14 protein-coding genes are annotated in these 16,539 nt (G+C 63.2%); 6 read left to right on the forward strand and 8 right to left on the reverse strand.

What is annotated here, in order from left to right; translation table 11 throughout:
* Nucleotides 1-15: 15 nt before the first annotated feature.
* Genes ABID59_RS29310 through ABID59_RS29320 form a run of 3 tightly spaced genes read right to left on the reverse strand, consistent with a single transcriptional unit; the run spans nt 16 to nt 2,680 of the window.
* The gene (locus ABID59_RS29310) at nt 16-1,284 is read right to left on the reverse strand and encodes a flavin monoamine oxidase family protein (RefSeq protein WP_354085659.1); all 1,269 of its coding nucleotides are present in this window, start codon (nt 1,282-1,284) and stop codon (nt 16-18) included.
* A 9-nt stretch (nt 1,285-1,293) separates the two neighbouring features.
* The gene (locus ABID59_RS29315) at nt 1,294-1,998 is read right to left on the reverse strand and encodes a RibD family protein (RefSeq protein WP_148749929.1); all 705 of its coding nucleotides are present in this window, start codon (nt 1,996-1,998) and stop codon (nt 1,294-1,296) included.
* A 22-nt stretch (nt 1,999-2,020) separates the two neighbouring features.
* Nucleotides 2,021-2,680, reverse strand: a complete 660-nt coding sequence (locus tag ABID59_RS29320) for an FABP family protein (protein WP_354085660.1) — start codon at nt 2,678-2,680, stop codon at nt 2,021-2,023.
* Between the two features lie 471 nt (nt 2,681-3,151).
* On the opposite strand from ABID59_RS29320, the gene ABID59_RS29325 reads away from it, so the two are divergent.
* Nucleotides 3,152-4,294 (forward strand): helix-turn-helix transcriptional regulator, encoded by a 1,143-nt coding sequence (locus ABID59_RS29325; RefSeq protein WP_354085661.1) that lies wholly within the window; start codon nt 3,152-3,154, stop codon nt 4,292-4,294.
* Between the two features lie 8 nt (nt 4,295-4,302).
* Here the strand turns inward: ABID59_RS29325 and ABID59_RS29330 are convergent, their stop codons facing one another.
* On the reverse strand, nt 4,303-4,551 hold the full coding sequence (locus ABID59_RS29330; protein ID WP_354085662.1) for a hypothetical protein: 249 nt from the start codon (nt 4,549-4,551) through the stop codon (nt 4,303-4,305).
* A 160-nt stretch (nt 4,552-4,711) separates the two neighbouring features.
* Nucleotides 4,712-5,581, reverse strand: a complete 870-nt coding sequence (locus tag ABID59_RS29335) for a VOC family protein (protein WP_354085663.1) — start codon at nt 5,579-5,581, stop codon at nt 4,712-4,714.
* A 924-nt stretch (nt 5,582-6,505) separates the two neighbouring features.
* On the opposite strand from ABID59_RS29335, the gene ABID59_RS29340 reads away from it, so the two are divergent.
* The 3 genes from ABID59_RS29340 to ABID59_RS29350 all read left to right on the forward strand — a co-directional run bounded on the left by ABID59_RS29340 (nt 6,506) and on the right by ABID59_RS29350 (nt 11,383).
* On the forward strand, nt 6,506-8,746 hold the full coding sequence (locus ABID59_RS29340) for a TOMM precursor leader peptide-binding protein (RefSeq protein WP_354085664.1): 2,241 nt from the start codon (nt 6,506-6,508) through the stop codon (nt 8,744-8,746).
* Nucleotides 8,747-8,839: 93 nt separating this feature from the next.
* Complete coding sequence (locus ABID59_RS29345) at nt 8,840-10,216, forward strand: SagB/ThcOx family dehydrogenase (RefSeq protein ID WP_354085701.1); 1,377 nt, start codon at nt 8,840-8,842, stop codon at nt 10,214-10,216.
* Nucleotides 10,217-10,393: 177 nt separating this feature from the next.
* Nucleotides 10,394-11,383, forward strand: coding sequence for an AraC family transcriptional regulator (locus tag ABID59_RS29350; RefSeq protein ID WP_354085665.1), 990 nt, complete (start codon nt 10,394-10,396; stop codon nt 11,381-11,383).
* Nucleotides 11,384-11,441: 58 nt separating this feature from the next.
* On the opposite strand, the gene ABID59_RS29355 is transcribed toward ABID59_RS29350, so the two are convergent.
* Both ABID59_RS29355 and ABID59_RS29360 read right to left on the reverse strand, forming a co-directional pair.
* On the reverse strand, nt 11,442-12,662 hold the full coding sequence (locus ABID59_RS29355) for an ABC transporter substrate-binding protein (RefSeq protein ID WP_354085666.1): 1,221 nt from the start codon (nt 12,660-12,662) through the stop codon (nt 11,442-11,444).
* Nucleotides 12,663-12,675: 13 nt separating this feature from the next.
* A complete protein-coding gene (locus tag ABID59_RS29360) occupies nt 12,676-13,167 on the reverse strand; it encodes an adenylate/guanylate cyclase domain-containing protein (RefSeq protein ID WP_354032510.1) in 492 nt (163 codons plus the stop codon).
* 151 nt (nt 13,168-13,318) lie between these two features.
* Here ABID59_RS29360 and ABID59_RS29365 point away from each other — a divergent pair, with 151 nt between their 5' ends.
* On the forward strand, nt 13,319-13,816 hold the full coding sequence (locus ABID59_RS29365; RefSeq protein WP_354032511.1) for a cupin domain-containing protein: 498 nt from the start codon (nt 13,319-13,321) through the stop codon (nt 13,814-13,816).
* Between the two features lie 69 nt (nt 13,817-13,885).
* On the opposite strand, the gene ABID59_RS29370 is transcribed toward ABID59_RS29365, so the two are convergent.
* A complete protein-coding gene (locus ABID59_RS29370; protein WP_246229705.1) occupies nt 13,886-14,911 on the reverse strand; it encodes a LacI family DNA-binding transcriptional regulator in 1,026 nt (341 codons plus the stop codon).
* 308 nt (nt 14,912-15,219) lie between these two features.
* On the opposite strand from ABID59_RS29370, the gene ABID59_RS29375 reads away from it, so the two are divergent.
* Nucleotides 15,220-16,512, forward strand: coding sequence for an ABC transporter substrate-binding protein (locus tag ABID59_RS29375; protein ID WP_354085667.1), 1,293 nt, complete (start codon nt 15,220-15,222; stop codon nt 16,510-16,512).
* Nucleotides 16,513-16,539 lie beyond the last annotated feature (27 nt).

Below are 16,539 nucleotides of genomic sequence, written 5' to 3' on the forward strand. Positions count from 1 at the left end.
TGCGGGCCTTCTTTCTCAACGCTGCAGGATGAGGCCAGCCGTCTCCAAGCCGCTCGCAAGTGCCGCCTCCACCGTGCCCATATCGCGGCCACGATAGAGCGCCTCGCCGGAGAACAACACCACCCCGTCGGCGCGCGCGAGACTCTCCTGCGCCGTCCGCGTCTGCGGCGTCGCCCAGGAATAGGCGCCGCGCGCAAAGGGATCGCGCGCCCAGTTGGCGGCTTCCGCCGCCACGAGGTCGCCTACGAGATCATTGCGTGAAAGTCCAAAGATCGCGGCGAGCGAGTCGATACCGGCGTCGATCAAGCCCCGTCGATTGAGTCCGGCCAGCGCGGCGGTGCGCGGCCCGCCGAACCAGCCAGTCAGCACGGGAAGTTCGGATGGATTCTGCGTCCACCACACCGGGATCGTCTCGTCCGACAGCAGAAAGGTGAGATCGGCGAGATCCGCCGCCCTGTCGCGCCACCATGGCCGTGTGAAGCGCAGCAGGATCTTGATGACATTGCCGAAGCCGATGTCGGCCGCCGCGGCCGCCTTTTCGCGCGCGGCTTGCGGCAGCGCGATCTCGCGCAACAGCGGTAGCGGTACGGTGAGGATCACCTTGTCACAGGTGAACGCCTCGCCGCCCGCGCAACGGACCGCAACGGTGGTGCCCTCTTCGATCGCCACCACCGCGCAATTGAGGTGGATCACAACGCCATGCCTGCAGCATTCGGCCGCCAGAAACGCAATCAACGCGCCGTAGCCGCCGACGACGCGCCCCTGCGAATGGTGCCCGCCGTCCATCCACTCCGCACGCAAGGCCAGCGTCGAGGCGCGCTCGGGTTCGGCGGCGTCGTAGCCTTCGACCATCCGTTCGATCGTGTGCCGCATCCGCGCATATTGATCGCCTGCAAAATGTCGGTGCAGGAACTCGGCGACGGTGAGGTCGTCCTTCAGGTCCCTCAGCGCGGCATGAAGCTCGGCCTCATGCGGATTGTCCCGGCCTTCACGCGAGAGTTTTGTGCCGTCAAAGCTCCATTGCGTGCCTTCGATGGCCTGCAGCGACAGCCCCGCCTCGCTCAGCAGACCGCGCGTGACCGGCGCTTCGCCATGGACGAACTCGGCGCCGCCATCGGCGGGATAGCCGAACGCCGACGCCGGCAGCGGATGGATGCGTCCGCCGCAACGGTCGCGCGCCTCCAGAATTGTGACGCGTTTCCCCACCCGCGCAAGCTCGCGCGCGGCCATCAAGCCGGCCGCGCCCGCGCCGACGATGACGATATGCTCTGACTTGTTCGACATTGCCGTTGCTTATTGGCGCGCGGCGTCGTTCTGGATCAGGTAGCGCAGCAGCAGCACGCCGCCGCCGAGCTGCCGCGTGCTCTCCAGCGTCATCGCGGCGAGCGGCGCGCGCTTGTCGCTGTCGGCGTCCGTCGAATCGAACACGAAGGGTGCACCCCTGGCACCATCGATCGCGGGGCTGAGGATCAGGTTGAATTCGTCGATCAGGCCGGCGCGGAGGAACGCGCCATTGGCGACGCCGCCGCCCTCCACCAGCAGGCGCTTGACGCCCAGCTCGCGATTGAGAATCTCGATGGCCAATGCGAGGTCGATCTCGGACTTTCCGGCGAAGATATAAGACACGCCCTCGCCACGCAGGCCGGCGAGATGCGAATCCGGTACGCTCTCGGTCAGCACCACGACGATCGGATCGCCGCCGATGTCAGAGCGGCCCCAGCCGATCTTGCCGTGCGCGTCGAGCACCACGCCATAGGTTTCCGCATCGCGCCGCGCCAACCAGTTTTCGCGCGGGAGTATTTCGCGCGCCGTCCCGGGATAGGGCTTGCCCTTGGCGAACTCGGAGCCGGTGACGCGGCCGATCACCCAGGCATCGCCGCCGAGCTCGTCATGGATCTTCTCGAACCAGTCGGTGCCGGCGCCCTTCGGGCGCCAGCGGCTGGGATGGGTGCGGCCGTCGAGGCTCGCGTGCATCAGGCAAATGACGTAAGGCTTCATGCAAATTCTCCGTGCCCGCTCGTCAGGCCGGCTTACCATCCTTGGCGCGATTGTTCACGATCACCGCGAGCGGATTGAGTTTTGGCGGCGCGACCAGCAGAAGCGTATTACTATCATGATGGTTGAACGGCGCCCCGCGGACGAACAACTCGGTCTGGATCTCGTAGCTCCAGCTACCATCGTCGTTGAAGCTGATGTCGCAGCGGTAACTATCGGTGCGGAAGGCTTGTTCCAGGAAGTCGGTCGAGCAGATCCCGTAAGCGGTGTCGCCGCGCTTCGCTGTGACGGAGATCTTTTTATCATCCGGCTTGGCCTGGCCGGAGGCCAGCAGCACCTGCCCGCGCGGGATCGCAAGCGTCTGCATGATCAACCCGGTCGCGGGCTCCCAGAGCCAGTAGCCGACCTGGTCGTGGAAGGTGATGTCTTCCTCGGGCGTGTTGATGTGAATGTGATAGCGCAGCCCGTAGAACAGCTGTGGCCCGTTGGCCTGCGGATCGATCGGGTCCATCCGGATATGCTCGATGAAGGTCCGCCGCTCCGGCCCCTCCGCCTTCGGATTGATATCGATGCCCTTGTCCGCCTGCCAGGTGCCGGCGAGCCGGCGGAGCGGCCCGAGATTGGCAAGGCTGTCGGACGAGACGTCCTCGGGCTCGGTGAAAATATCGGCGGGAATGGGGAGCATGAAAACCTCGCACCGTTGCGCAGGACAGCAATAGCACAAGGGCGGCGTGAATCGAGCGGAATGGAACCGGAAGGGGACCGGCGCGTTGCGAGCCCTTGAGTCATTTGCCCGCCATCATTCAATGGCATCTTCAGGAAGGACTTTTGCATCATCCACTGCTGCAACTCGATTTAGTCTGCATACGCAGCGCGACATCTGCCGAAGTTTTACTCAGGACATCCCACAGACCGAGGATAGGATCTCCGCCGTCGAGCGCAGATCTCCCGGCATTCACGAAAGCCACGGCATCCGGCCAAAAGGCGTCACAAGAGTTTGTGCTCGGAGTACCCCTTTTGCGCCGCGGAATCGCGGTGGTAAGACCATGAGCCAACAGCTGAGACATTCGCCATTGGCGGATCGATCGGCTCGGGAGCGATTTTCAAGCGACGTCGGTGATTTTGACGCCGGTGATATTCAAGTGAGTAGTTTGGAATGCAGCGGGTTTCAGTCGAGAAATTCTCGGATCTCATCGGTGCTGTCTATGACTGTGTGATCGCACCTGAACGGTGGGCCGGAGTTCTGGACGAGGTATGCACCGAGTTCGGATTCGCCACCGGCGCGCTTTCAGTGGCCAGCCTCACCAACATGAAGGCCGTCGTCAATGCCGTCTCCGGGTCCGACCTGACCCAGATGTCTCAAAATGCGATCGGCTATGGGCCCGACATCATCGAGCTCTGGGGCGGCGCCGAGCGCATTCAGCAATACCCGCTCGGAGAACCCATCGTTCAATCCCAGGCCGTCCGGCAGGACATCATTTCCAGCAATCGCTACTATCGTGAATGGGCCTTGCCCAAGGGCCTGTTCGACGCCGTCGCCGTCGGCCTCGTGCGCGACGGGACGATGGTCGGCAACGCGATCTTCAGCCAGCACGAGTCCGCCGGCGCCATCGGCGATGCGCAGCTCAACGGATTACGCTTGCTCGCACCTCACATCCGCCGCGCCGTGACCATCAGCAATCTGTTCGACATGAAGACGGTCGAAGCCGCGGCATTCTCCGAGACCGTGGAGACCCTGACGGTCGGTGTCGTCCTGGTGGACGAGGAGTCGCAGATCGTTCACACCAACGCCGCCGCTACCGCGATGCTCGCGGCCGGCGATCCGATCTTGACGCGACATGGCCGCATCGCGGTTCAGTCGGCGACGACGACCACTTCATTGCAATCGGCCATCGTGCAGGCCGCGAAGGACGAGGCGGCACTTGGCCAGAAGGGCATTGGCATCCCGATCCTTCGCGGAAGCGGCGACCCGCTCGTCATCCACGTTCTGCCGCTGCGACGCGGTCACATGCGCGCCGGCCTGATCCAGCGCGCTGCCGCCGCCCTGTTCGTGGCGTCAGCCTCCGGACCGCCGCAGATGTCTCACGTCGCTCTCAACCAGCTCTACGATTTGACGCCAGCCGAGATTCGCATCTTCGAGCTCATCTGCGAGGGCCATACCCGCGACGCGATCTCAGGACTGCTCGGCGTGTCCGTCGCCACCGTGAAGAGCCATTTGCTTCATGTGTTCGAAAAGACAGGCTGCCGCCGCCAGGTCGACCTGGTCAGGCTCGCGAGATCACTGATATTTCCGGTATGAGGCGGCTCTCAAGCCGCTTCGGACGTCGATTTGGCGCGCTGCTCGAGCATGCCGATCGTCGAGACCAGATTGTCGCGGCGCGCGCGTAGGTTCGCCGCGCGCTGCGGATAGGTCGGCTGCTGCGCGTCGAACACCCCGACCCGGGCCTCTTCCTCGAGAATGTCGGTGTTGAGCAGCCGGACACGCCACCACAAATCGGCGATCAACGCATCAAGCCGGAGCTCTCCAGCTGCACCAGAACGGGACACTTCCTGCATCGCTTGCCTCAACCTGAAACGGCCCCCCAGTTGAGGCCTGGCTTTGGCCCTGGCTGAGCAAGCGGAGTGCCAGGAAGCGGGCGCGATCCGAAAAGCAGGGCTCCGGTCCCGCCAAGTGCGCCTGAAACAACCAGGTCGATGACCCGCGAAGCGTCTCGTCCTAGCGCTTCGTCTTGTGAAGCACCATCCGGCCCTGTGAAGCAATGTCACCCCATTTGGCGGACCAGGTGACCTCCGGGGCGGAGGATCGGGCGATGCCCTTCTGATCCCACGCCCCCTGCAGCGCAAACAGGGCGCCCTGGGGATCGACACATCGCACGATCCAGCAACCATCGGGCAACTCGATCGGCTCCTGAAGAACCCGGCCCCCGCCGGCATCGACCCGCCGGGCCGCCACCCCGACGTCGTCGACATTGAAGTAATGAAGCCAACACGCCTGCGGTACGCTCGGAAGCTTGGTGAGCATGCCGCCGATCGTCTGCCCGGCCGCCGAAAACAATTCGTACACGCTTGCCGGGTCGGCCTCAGTGGAGGCCTGTTGCCAGCCGAGAAGCTTGCCGTAAAACGGAAAGACCTTGCTTCGGTCTTCAGCCAGCAACTCGTGCCAGCCCACGCGCCCGGGCTGGTCCAACCCACTCTGCTGCGATTGGCCATATGTCAGCCCGGTGACCAGCGCAAACGTCGCTCCTTGCGGATCGGCGACCACCGCAATGCGGCCGATGTTGCTGTCGGTCGGCGCGACGAGGATCGCGCCTCCAAGCCGGCGGATCTGCGCGACCCGCGCATCCATGTCATCGACGGCGACGTAGCCGAGCCATCTCGGTGTTGCTCCCATTCGCACCCCTTCTTCGGGGAGATCCATCAGCCCGACGACCGGAGCGTCGCCTGCAGCCAGCAGCGTGTAAGCCAGTTCCGGGCTCGACACATCTTTCACAGCCCAGCCGACCACCCCGGCGTAAAAAGCAGCCGCCGACGGCATATCCGTCGTCAGAAGCTCATGCCAAACAAAGCGTCCGAGTTGATCGACCAAGCTAGTGTCCCCGTTCGCGCGGACAGACGGTTGCGCACTGCATCATGCGCCGCAGCCCAGTATCATCGACAGGAATTTGGACAGGAATTTGTGGCAATGCCATTCATGAAGATGAATGCAATCTGAACCAGCGCCATTACATTTCGTGTTCACGCGAATCTTGCCCGCTTTGATTGCTCGGCGTAGGATGATTGTAGAGGATCGTTCTTCCGACCATGGAGGATGCAGCCGTGCAGCGAGCGAAGCAAGCTTCGAAAAAGAAGCGAATGACCAAAGCTGCAGTACCGGCGCTCGGATTTGCCGGACTGACCTTTTCGATGGCGGGAAGCGCGATGGCGTCCGCAGTGCCGGCGGACGAGCCTCAACAACGAGTGAATTTTTCGCCTGGCCAGTTCTCTGCGCTCAGCGAGGAAGAGCTCGCCGACGTCAATCTCGCCACCTTCCATCTCGCTAGTGACGAGAAGACTCTCAGCGGCGTGCTGCTTGCGCGCGGATGCGGCGGCTGCAGAGGATGCGGTGGTTGCAGAGGTTGCGGTGGCTGCCGAGGCTGCGCAGGCTGCAGAGCCTGTCGCTGCGGCGTCGGTTGTGGCGTTGGCATTGGCTGCGCCGTTGTTGCGCCGGTGGCATGCACAGGATGCTGCGCATCATGGGGCCGCTGCCGCTGGTGCTAGGCGCTGGCGCTTCTTGACCGGACATCGACAGGTCGCGATTTCATTGGCCGGGTTCGCTAACGACCCCGGCCAATTTGCTGTTGTCGCCACAGGATTCGTTTCGCCCGGCTCCTCAGCTTGCCGATGGCGAGCGAGTGTGTTCCAACTTGTTCGAAGCAGGCCGGTCGAATTCGGCGCACAAGTCGGGCCGCTTCAAGCTCCGTTGTGCGCCGGCAATCGGACATGACGGGAACAGGATCCGCGTGCTGACCCGATGACAGTCAAGCGAAAGAGCAACGCTGCGAAGCAGACCCGCAAGGACATTTTGCGATTCGCACCAAACTTCACCGCCTATCTGCTTCCTCCCAATGCGGTCTGTCTCTATTCCGAGAACCGCAAGTTCTTCCTGCACGGCGATCTCTATTGCGCCGTGGCAAGCGCAATCGGAAAGAACGGCAAGACGGCGCCGGAGATCATCCGCCAGCTCTCGAAGAGTTTTCCCGTCACCGGGATCGAGGAAGCAATCAGGCGGCTGCTGGAGCGCCGCTACGTCGTCAACGGAGCATCGCACGCAGGCGCCGTCGCCGGATATTGGGCAAGCCTCGGCCTGCCTCCGGAGGTCGCCGAAGAGAACCTGCGCAATTGGCCTGTGCGGGTCGAATCAATCGACGTCAAAGGCGCGAGCGAACTGAGCGCAGCGTTGGGCAAGCTCGGGGTTCACATCACCAGGCGATCGCCCAGGCTCATCATCACGCTTGTGAACGACTACCTCGAACGGCAGCTCGCCGAACTGAACGGCCAGCGCGTCGCCGACGGGACGCCCTGGCTGCTGGTCCAGCCGTCCGGCGCGTTTCCGCTGGTGGGGCCCGTGTTCAAGCCGGGCGAGAGCGCCTGCTGGACCTGCCTGCATGATCGCATGATCCGCAATCGCGAGATCAAGGGATTTCTGGACCGCGGCGCGGCGCAAGCGGTGGCTATATCGCCGCTGGTCAGCGACACCGTGGGCGAGACCGCGATCCATTTCGCTGCTATTGAAATCGCGAAGGCGATCGCCTCCGGATTTCGCACCGATCTCACCAATCACATCGCAAGCTTCGATTTGACCGGGGCGGCCATCGCCAAGCACTACGTCGCGAAGCGCCCGCAATGCGCGACCTGCGGCAGCAGGAAGCTCAGGAATCCGCGACGAACAGCAGCGCCGATCGAGCTTGCCGAGGGCAGAAAGCTGGTCATGACCAGCGGCGGATACCGCACCGTGACGTCGCGAGCGACCGTGGCGCGGTTCCGCAAGCACGTCAGCCCACTGACCGGCGTGGTGTCGCGGCTCGAGCGGATCGAGGTCGACCTGCCGATGAACACCAATTTTTTTGCGCACCACAATTTCTCCGCGCCGGCCTGGAACGTCGACCAGCTCAGGTCCGGCCTGAGCGGCGGCAGCTTCGGCAAGGGCTCCACGGCCGAGCAGGGCGAGGCCAGTGCACTGATGGAGGCGATCGAGCGCTATTCCGGCATCTTCCAGGGCGACGAGATCAGGACGACGCGCCGCTTTGCCGATTTCGCTCCCGGTGACGCGCTCCTTCCCAACGACGTCCAGTTCTTCAGCGATATGCAATTTCAAAACCGGCATGTCCCGCTGCCGGACGATTCGCATCCGGTTCCCGAGCCGTTCGATCCCGCGACCAAAACCGAGTGGTCGCCGGTCTGGTCGTTGCGCGACAAGCGTTTCAAATATCTTCCGACCGGTCTTTTGTATTTCTTCTATGGCGGCTTCCACACCGATTCGAACGGATGCGCTGCCGGCAACACCCGCGAGGAGGCCATCGTTCAAGGTTTCCTCGAACTGGTCGAACGCGATGCGTACGCGATCTGGTGGTACAACCGCGTGCAGCGTGCCGAACTCGATCTCTCGCAATTCGAGGATTCCTATGTGCGGGATCTCCAGAGCCAGTTTGCCGATGCGGGCCGCCGGCTCTGGGTGCTCGACATCACCAGCGATCTCGGCATTCCCTCCTATGTTGCGATCATGCACTGGATGCAGAACGGACACGAGAACATCGAGTTCGGGTCCGGCTCGCATTTCGATCGCCGCATCGCCCTGCTGCGTTCGCTCACCGAGCTGACCCAGTTCATGTCGATCGGGATGATGAGCGGCGGAAGCGGCGAGAAGCCGTCGCTTGACGGTGTCACGCCGCTGCGGCTGGACGATTATCCGTTCCTGACCCCCAGCGACAATCCGCTGCTCCCGCCGGCGCCTGGGATCACAGTTCACGACAACACGCGCGACCAGGTCAATGCCTGCGTGGAGATCGCGGGCCGCGCAGGATATGATTTTCTCGTGCTCGACCAGACGCGGCCCGATGTCGAGGTCCCCGTCGTCAGGGTGCTCGTTCCGGGCTTGCGGCATTTCTATCGCCGCTTCGGGCCCGGCCGGCTTTACGACGTCCCGGTGAAGCTTGGGCTGCTGGACCGCCCGCGGCTGGAAAGCGAGCTCACTCCGTTTCTGCCACACACCTGAAGGCTGGTCTCGTTGCGCGTTCCCCTGAAAAAGCCGAGCAGGACAATCGCGCCCATCATCGCCGCCCGGCTGAACGGCCGCTTCTCGCTTCACATGCAGGCCGACGGAAGCATTGCCGCGGTCTCGGGCGATTATTCGGTCAGCCTCGGACAATTCAGCGCCGCGGCAATCGCGCGCGCGGGGCATCTGGCCACCGGCCTGCCGCTCACCTCCCTTGCCGGCAAGAGCACCCTCGCGCGGCAGCTTCATGCTCTGGTGCGGCGGTTGGCGCAGCATGGGCTGCTCGACTATCGCCTGTTCTCTCCCCGTGACGCGCAAGATTTGGTGGTCATCGAGCCCCAGACCGCCGGATACTGGCCGCAACGCGCCAAGCTATCGAGCGCCGACACGATCGTGTTGTCGCGCTTCGCCTACCTGCGCCGGCGCGGCAACGAGATGGTGCTGGAATCGCCGCGCGCCGGCGCGCTGTTCCGGATTTGCGATCCCGCCATCGCCGCCACGCTGGCTGCCCTGTCGCAACCGCAAATGATCAGCAAGCTTCGCAAGCAGACGGCCTTGCTGAACCTCGATCTGCTCGGACTGCTGCTCGACAGCGAGATGCTGATCAAGCGCGATGCGAAAGACAGAGACGGCCTTCGAGCGAACGAAGACGACAGCAACCTCGCTCTCTGGGATTTCCACGACCTCGTGTTTCACGCGCGGAGCACGGAGGGCCGGCACGCCAATCCGGTTGGCGGCACGTACGCGCATGCGGGGGCTATTCCGCCGCTGCCTGCCGTGCGCCCGCCCTGGCGCGGCAAGAAAATCTCCCTCGGCAAATTCGCCACGCCGGAGCCCGCGTCGCCCTTCGCAAAACTGCTACGCGCGCGCCACTCGACACGGGATTTCGACGATCAGCATCCCGTCACGCTCGCCGAGCTCGCGCGGTTTCTCGACGCCACCGCCCGCGTGCTGTCGGAATGGAAGAGCGGCGCCGATGTCGACGGCGGCCCGGAGGTCACCTACAGCTCGAGACCGTATCCGGGCGCAGGCAGCGCCTATGAGCTGGAGCTGTACCTGACGGTCTCGAACTGCGAGGGGCTTGCGCCCGGGCTTTATCACTATGACGCCGGCGGCCACGCACTGGTCGCAATCGACGCCTCCGCCAATCAACTCCAGGCGCTTTCGATGGCCGCCGAATTTGCCATGGGAGCATCCGGTCCGCCGCAGATCCTGATCACGATCGCCGCGCGCTTCGGCCGGATCTCCCGGAAATACTCTTCGATCGCCTATTCGCTGATCCTGAAAGACGTCGGCTGCCTGATCCAGACGTTCTATCTGGCCGCCACCGACATGGGCCTCGGCGGCTGCGCCATCGGCACCGGCAATATCGATCTGTTCGCAAAAATGACGGGGCTGGAATTTTATGTCGAGGGGCCGGTCGGGCAGTTTGCGCTCGGGCGTGGGAGGAAGGCGGCAATCCCAAGCTAGCAGCCCCGGCGGAGGCTCGGCTTGGTCTGGAGCGAATGACGTCTGGACCCCTGCGTACTCGCAGTCATTCCCCAGCGGCGTGGTGCTATCCTGCAACACTGGGTGGTGACGCCTCAATACCCGACGGCCCTTTCGGAAGGCTCGCTCCCCGCTCGATCTTATGTAACAAACAGGGCCATGACCGACGCGCCAGTCCCGTTCGCGCCCTTGCACATTTCGACCGACGCCTTTCCGGTTCATCGGCGTCTGGCGATGTGGCGCGAGATCTATGGCCGCACGATCGCAAAATTCGACATCGAGCCGATTAACGACACTCCGTTTCGCGCTGGCGTGACGTTGCGCTCGCTTCCGGGATTGGGAGTGGCTGCCGGCCACAGGTCGGACTCGCACTACCGCATGACGCGCGAGCTCGCAACCAAATCCGCCGACAATCTCATCTTTGCCGTGGTCACGAACGGCGTGGGCATCATCTCGCAACGAGGCCGCGAAGCCACCATAGGAGTAGGGGAAGCGTTGCTGATGTCGGCGACCGAACCAAGCATTTGCACCTTGCATTCGGGAGGTCGCTTTCTGACCCTCTCGGTGCCGCGCGACGCCATATCGCCGATGGTCGTCGAGGCGGGTTCAATGATCGTCCGTCCGATTTCGAAGCACAGCGAAGCGCTGCGGCTGCTCACGAGCTATCTCGGCATTGTCAACGAAGCTGACAAGCTTTGCGACCCCGAGTTACAGCGCCTGGCTGTCACGCATATCCACGACCTGCTCGCATCCGCACTCGGCGCCACACAGGACGCGGCAATTCTCGTTGAAGGACGTGGGATACGCTCGGCAAGGCTGCGAGCAATCATGTCGAACATTGTCGAAAATCTCGGCCGGCGCGAGCTGTCGATCACCTATGTCGCTTTGCACCATAGCGTCACGCCGCGCTACATTCAGAAGCTGTTCGAGAGCGAAGGCACCACGTTCACGGAATATGTCCTTGAACAACGGTTAGTCCAAGCCAACCGGATGCTGAGCGATCCCCGTTTTTCCAATCGCGCCATCAGCGACGTCGCTTTCAAGGTTGGCTTCGGCGACCTCTCCTATTTCACGCGCACCTTCCGCCGCCGCTTCTGCATGACCCCATCAGACGCAAGAGAGCGGGCTCGTCGCGAAAGCGACGCATGAAGTACTGCGGCAATCGCCGGGACATCGCGCGAACCGCGATCGCTCGCAGCCGCGCGGATCAATCAGTGACGATCGGTCCGAACGCCTCCCATCGATCGCCCGTGAAACGCATCATTCGGAACTCCTTGACCACACGATAGTCGGTCGGGGCGGTGTTGACGGAGAGCCCCGGGAGCAGCAGATCAAGCTTCACGTTTTTCAGGCTCGTCGCTTGCGCCATGACATTCTCGCGCGAGAGATTGTCGCCGCATTGCTTCAAGACCTGCACCAGCAGCTCGGCGGCACTATAGCCGTAGACCGTGAAGATGCTTTTCCGGTCGCCTCCCGGATAATAGCCGTCCATGAAGACGCTCCATCGCTTCATGCCTTCGTCATCACGCCAGCTCGGATCATCGGCCTCCTTGAACGAGCTCGCCGAGATGATGCCCTTTGCGTTCTCGATGCCCGCGGGGCTCAGGACCGCGTCGATCGAGGACGAGCCGACGCCAAGGAGGTGAACGGGCTTCCAATCGAGCTCTGCCATCTTTCTGATGACCTGGGCGGCGAATTTCGATGCAGCCATGTTGACGAGGACGTCGACACCGGCCGCCTTGAGGCGCACGACCTGCGAGTCGACGGTCGGGTCCGACACATCGTATGAAACGTCACTGACGATGAGTTCGGCTGCTCTTGTGCCGAGCGCTTCCTTCAACCCGGTCAGATAATCCCTGCCGCTCTCATCGTTCTGATAGAGCAGGCCGATTCGGGCATTCGGATAGTTATCCAGGATGAAGCGCGCGTAGATGCGAATCTCCGTGCGCAGATTGGGAGCAAATCCCGTCGTCCAGGGGAAGTTGACCGGATCCTCGAAACGCGTCGACCGCCCGGCCACGAAAAGCTGGGGGATCTTGCGGTCGTTGAGATATTTCTGGACCGCGATGTTCGAGGCATTGCCAAGCGTCTGGAATGTGAACAACACTTCGTCGTTCTCTATGAGCCTGCGGACCTGCTCGACGGTCTTGGACGGCGTCGCCGCATCGTCGTAGGAAATCAAATTGATCTTGCGTCCATTGACGCCGCCATGATGGTTGATCATGCGGAAATAGGCTGCCTGTACCTTGCCGATCACGGAGGATGCCGAAAGCGGGCCGCTATAGGGCATCGTCTGGCCGATCCTGATCTCGGTATCGCTTGCGCCTTGACCGTGCTGACGATCACTCGCGAGCAAAGGAGCCGTGACGAAAAGTCCGGCAGCGAGGATTGCCGCTCTGGCAGCATTCGTGCGCAAGCTCCTGCTCATCGCTGCAACCTCGTCACTGGAGCGGAACTTGCTCCTTCGCTGGCTGAGGACCGAGCTCATCACGCAGCCCGCGCGAAAGTGTCGACCGGATTGGATCAGAGCGGACAAGCGCAGTCCAAGGAGCCATGCCCACAGCGCGTTGGGAAATCTTCCCGATCTTCGGCAAGCCTGCGCTCAGCAACCAGCAGCGTTGGGACGGCGAATATTCCTTCTTCAAGCCATTGAGAAAGAACATTTCGTGCGCGCGTTCGTGCTTGGCTTCGATCGGACCGCGCGACTCGAGTTCGAATAGCCCATGGCCGTGTCCGGCCACAGTTTCCGAGACGTTGATCCGCCCCGCGACTCCGAACGCTCCCATGAACCACGCGGTGTTAACCGCATCGCCCCAGATATCGAAGGTGATCCTTCGGTTGCCGACGACACCGGAAATGACCGGCCCAGTATGGATACCGACGCGCAGGTGCGACCACCTCCGTTCATTTGGTAGGTGCTGCAGCTGCGACAAGTGGTGCTCCAGCAAGGGGCAAGGCCGGTTCCACCATCGCGCAACCTCAGCAGGCGCATCACATCCTTTGTGCGAGGAACGTTGCCGCGTCAGGCGGGTTCACTGCCACTTGACGACAACGCATCGCAACCCGATCGCGGAGGGAACTGCCATGAACAGCGATGCAAGCTACGATTTTTCGCAATTGAGCCCGCTCTTTCGGGCGCCGGGCACCGGACCTACGCTCGACGTGCTCGGTGTGACTCACAGCTACAAGGCAATGGCGAGCGATACCGGTCAGCAATTCTCGGTATGGGAATCGATCGTGCCGCCGGGCCGCGGCGCGCCGGCGCACACGCATACCCGTGAGGACGAAGCATTCTATGTGCTGAGTGGCGAAGTGCTGGTTGAAGTCGAAGGCGCGACCGATCCGTTGCGTCTCGGCACCGGCGCATTTCTCTTTGCCCCGCGCCATCGGCGTCACGGCTATCGCAATGTGGGCACCGATACGGCGCGCCTCCTGGTGTTCGCGATGCCAGGCGCCGGTCTCGATCGGATGTTCGCCGCCTTCGACGAGCTGGGAAAACGGAGCGGACATAAGCCGGCAATCGAGACCATTGCTGCAATTGCCGAGCAGTACGGTGTCGTTATCCATCCGCCGGCTGATTGAGCGGACGAAAGGCGGCACGACCGCGCCGCTCGCAGATGCAGCCAGATCTCCCCCGCGAACGGTTGTGTGTCAGCCGAACTTGCAGGGCAGCAGGCGTTCGCCAAAGGGTTCGCCTCGCCAGATCAATTGCAAGCCCGAGACGATCTCCGCCCCGTAGACGGCGTAGGGAATTTCGATCGACTTCAGCCAGGGCGCGACCCACTTGTTGAGTGGCGTGCCGTCGATGCTGACCAGTTCGCAATCGCCAGGGATTTTCAGGCCGCATTCGAGCGCGCGACGATTCACGCCGTAGGCAATCTGGTCGCTCACACAGAGAATGGCGTCCGGCCTGTCGCGGCCGTCGAAAATTCGCGCGCCGGCATCGTAGCCGACCTGGAGGTGCGATCGTCCCTCCCCGTCGGCCCGGACGATCGCCTCGTCGGACCATCCGCGCTCGCGTAGTCTGGCGAGGAAGCCCGATACACGGTCCCGCGATGCGGACGAGCTCAGCCGTGGAAAAACAACGGCCGGGACGCGCCGACCGAGATCGGCGAAATAGTCGGCGACGGCGGCACCCGCTGCGGCGTCGTCGATACCGACGAACGGGCCGCTGCCGCTCGGATTTCGACGATTCACGAACACTGTCGGCGCGCCCGAGGTGGAAAGTTCGCTTAATCCGGGGCTAGGCACCGCCGCGACGAGGACATAGCCGCGCACCATCTGGGCCCGCATCGCAAAGAGATACTCGTCCTGAAGTTCGGCGCGGTCGTGCGTGTCGCAGAGGATCATCACGTAGCCGGCTTCGCGCAGCGCGGTTTCGGTCGAACTTGCGATGGTAGCCATCGCCGGATTGTCGAGATTGGCCGCGATCATCGCCACGAGCTGACTTTGGCCGCGCTGGAGCGCGCGTCCGACCGGATTTGGCCGGTAGCCGACCGCCTCGATCGCGTCGCGGACCCGCGCCACCGTGGCCGGGGAGGCGCGTCGGGTCTGGCCGTTGACGATCCGCGATACGGTCGAAACCGAAACGCCGGCGCGGGCCGCAACGGTGGCAAGTGAGACGTCTTCCCGCATCGGCCTCCCCAGGGTCTGATCCGACTGTCTTTTCATAGTCATCCGCAGTGTCCGCTGTCGAGGTTCCCCCCGGGCGTCCCCCCGAAAGCAAGGAGGCCGTCAAAACGAAGATTGACAGATTGGCAAACGTTTGCCAAAGATGTTTTTGCTCTTGCGGAAGGGGATGTCGGTTTATCCACCTGCTGCCCAGTCTGTGGATAACGCGCCCCAATTCGTGAGTAAGGCATCCGCCTGAGCAGGTGCCGATATTGAAGGAAACGCCAGCGCTGAGGATCCGTCCGAGAACGGACCCATGCGCCAGATCTCGCGCGGACCCGCATCGGGTCAGCGAGCGGAGAGGAGATTCGACCATGCGTGCCGCCACGCCCGTCATCGCGTCCTTTGCACTGTCCCTGCTGGCCGCCACTGCATTCGGCGGGCCGGTCGCGGCCGAGACCACCACGCTGCGCATGACCTGGTATTCGGACGGCAACGAGGGCGAGGTGATGGCTGACCTGCTCAAGCGATTCCACGAGCAGAACAACGACATCGAAATCGTCCTCGATCAGGTGCCCTTCAAGGCCATCAACGAGACCTTGCCGGTGCAGCTGGCCTCCGGCCAGGGCCCGGACATGGCGCGCGTCGTCGACATGGGCGGCCTGTCGCGCTTCGCCCTCGACATGCGCCCCTTTCTCAAGGACCCCGGCTACTGGGAAACGAACTTCGGCCCTTTCCTCGAATGGATGCGCCCGGCCGGCGATACCAAGGCAATCCCGGGCTTCATGACCCAGCTCACCGTCACCGGTCCGTTCGTCAACAAGACCCTGTTCGAGCAGGCCGGGGTCGCGATGCCGGGCGAGAAGTCGACCTGGGAGGACTGGGCGAAGGCGGCGAAGCAGGTGGCGGACAAGGTCCAGGCGCCGTTCCCGCTGGCGCTCGACCGCTCGGGCCATCGTTTCTATGCACTGGCGGTCTCGCAAGGCACGCAGGTGTTCGGGGCGAATGGCGAGCCCGATGTCGTCGACGTAGGCTTCAAGCGCGCGGCGCAGCTGGTCTACGACTGGCATAAGTCCGGCGTGATGTCGAAGGAGCTGTGGGGCTCGGTCTCCGGCACGGCCTATCGCGGCGCCAACGACGAATTCAAGAATGCGCAGGTCGTGATGTATCTGTCCGGATCGTGGCAGATTAGTCAGTTCGCCAAGACCGTCGGCGATGCCTTCGACTGGGTGGCAGTCCCCAATCCCTGCGGGCCCGGCGGGTGCAGCAGCATGCTGGGCGGCGCCGGTCTTGTGGCCTTCAAGACGACCCAGCATCCCAAAGAAGTCGCGCGGGTGATGGACTATCTCGCGAGCGAACCGGTGCTGGCGGAGTTCTACTCGCGCTCGCTGTTCGTGCCCGGCCACCTCGGGCTCGCGAAGAAGGGCCTCGACTATCCGACGGCCAGCCCGGAAGCCGCCGCCGCGCTGAGGGTCTTCACCGCAAGCGCGGCCCAGATTTCTCCGATCGCCTACCGGATCCAGGGCTACAGCAATAGCCGAATCGTCCTGAACGCCGTCATCAGCCGGCTCGGGCAGGCGGTCTCGGGCGAGACGACGCTCGAGGACGCCTACAAGCGCATCACCGCCGACGTCGCGCAGCAGATAGCCGAACGCAACAAGAAGTGACGGCAACGCCTTCATCGGGCCGGAGGA

This window comes from Bradyrhizobium sp. S3.3.6, from assembly GCF_040546905.1.
GTDB lineage: Bacteria > Pseudomonadota > Alphaproteobacteria > Rhizobiales > Xanthobacteraceae > Bradyrhizobium > Bradyrhizobium cytisi.

Excerpts from the sequence above, each read along its gene's own strand:
- ABID59_RS29320 (WP_354085660.1), bottom strand. The coding sequence starts at position 2,680 with ATGCTCCCCATTCCCGCCGATATTTTCACCGAGCCCGAGGACGTCTCG.
- ABID59_RS29345 (WP_354085701.1), top strand. The coding sequence starts at position 8,840 with ATGCAGGCCGACGGAAGCATTGCCGCGGTCTCGGGCGATTATTCGGTC.
- ABID59_RS29325 (WP_354085661.1), top strand. The coding sequence starts at position 3,152 with ATGCAGCGGGTTTCAGTCGAGAAATTCTCGGATCTCATCGGTGCTGTC.
- ABID59_RS29330 (WP_354085662.1), bottom strand. The coding sequence starts at position 4,551 with ATGCAGGAAGTGTCCCGTTCTGGTGCAGCTGGAGAGCTCCGGCTTGAT.
- ABID59_RS29365 (WP_354032511.1), top strand. The coding sequence starts at position 13,319 with ATGAACAGCGATGCAAGCTACGATTTTTCGCAATTGAGCCCGCTCTTT.
- ABID59_RS29315 (WP_148749929.1), bottom strand. The coding sequence starts at position 1,998 with ATGAAGCCTTACGTCATTTGCCTGATGCACGCGAGCCTCGACGGCCGC.
- ABID59_RS29375 (WP_354085667.1), top strand. The coding sequence starts at position 15,220 with ATGCGTGCCGCCACGCCCGTCATCGCGTCCTTTGCACTGTCCCTGCTG.
- ABID59_RS29355 (WP_354085666.1), bottom strand. The coding sequence starts at position 12,662 with ATGAGCAGGAGCTTGCGCACGAATGCTGCCAGAGCGGCAATCCTCGCT.
- ABID59_RS29370 (WP_246229705.1), bottom strand. The coding sequence starts at position 14,911 with ATGACTATGAAAAGACAGTCGGATCAGACCCTGGGGAGGCCGATGCGG.
- ABID59_RS29350 (WP_354085665.1), top strand. The coding sequence starts at position 10,394 with ATGACCGACGCGCCAGTCCCGTTCGCGCCCTTGCACATTTCGACCGAC.
- ABID59_RS29340 (WP_354085664.1), top strand. The coding sequence starts at position 6,506 with ATGACAGTCAAGCGAAAGAGCAACGCTGCGAAGCAGACCCGCAAGGAC.
- ABID59_RS29310 (WP_354085659.1), bottom strand. The coding sequence starts at position 1,284 with ATGTCGAACAAGTCAGAGCATATCGTCATCGTCGGCGCGGGCGCGGCC.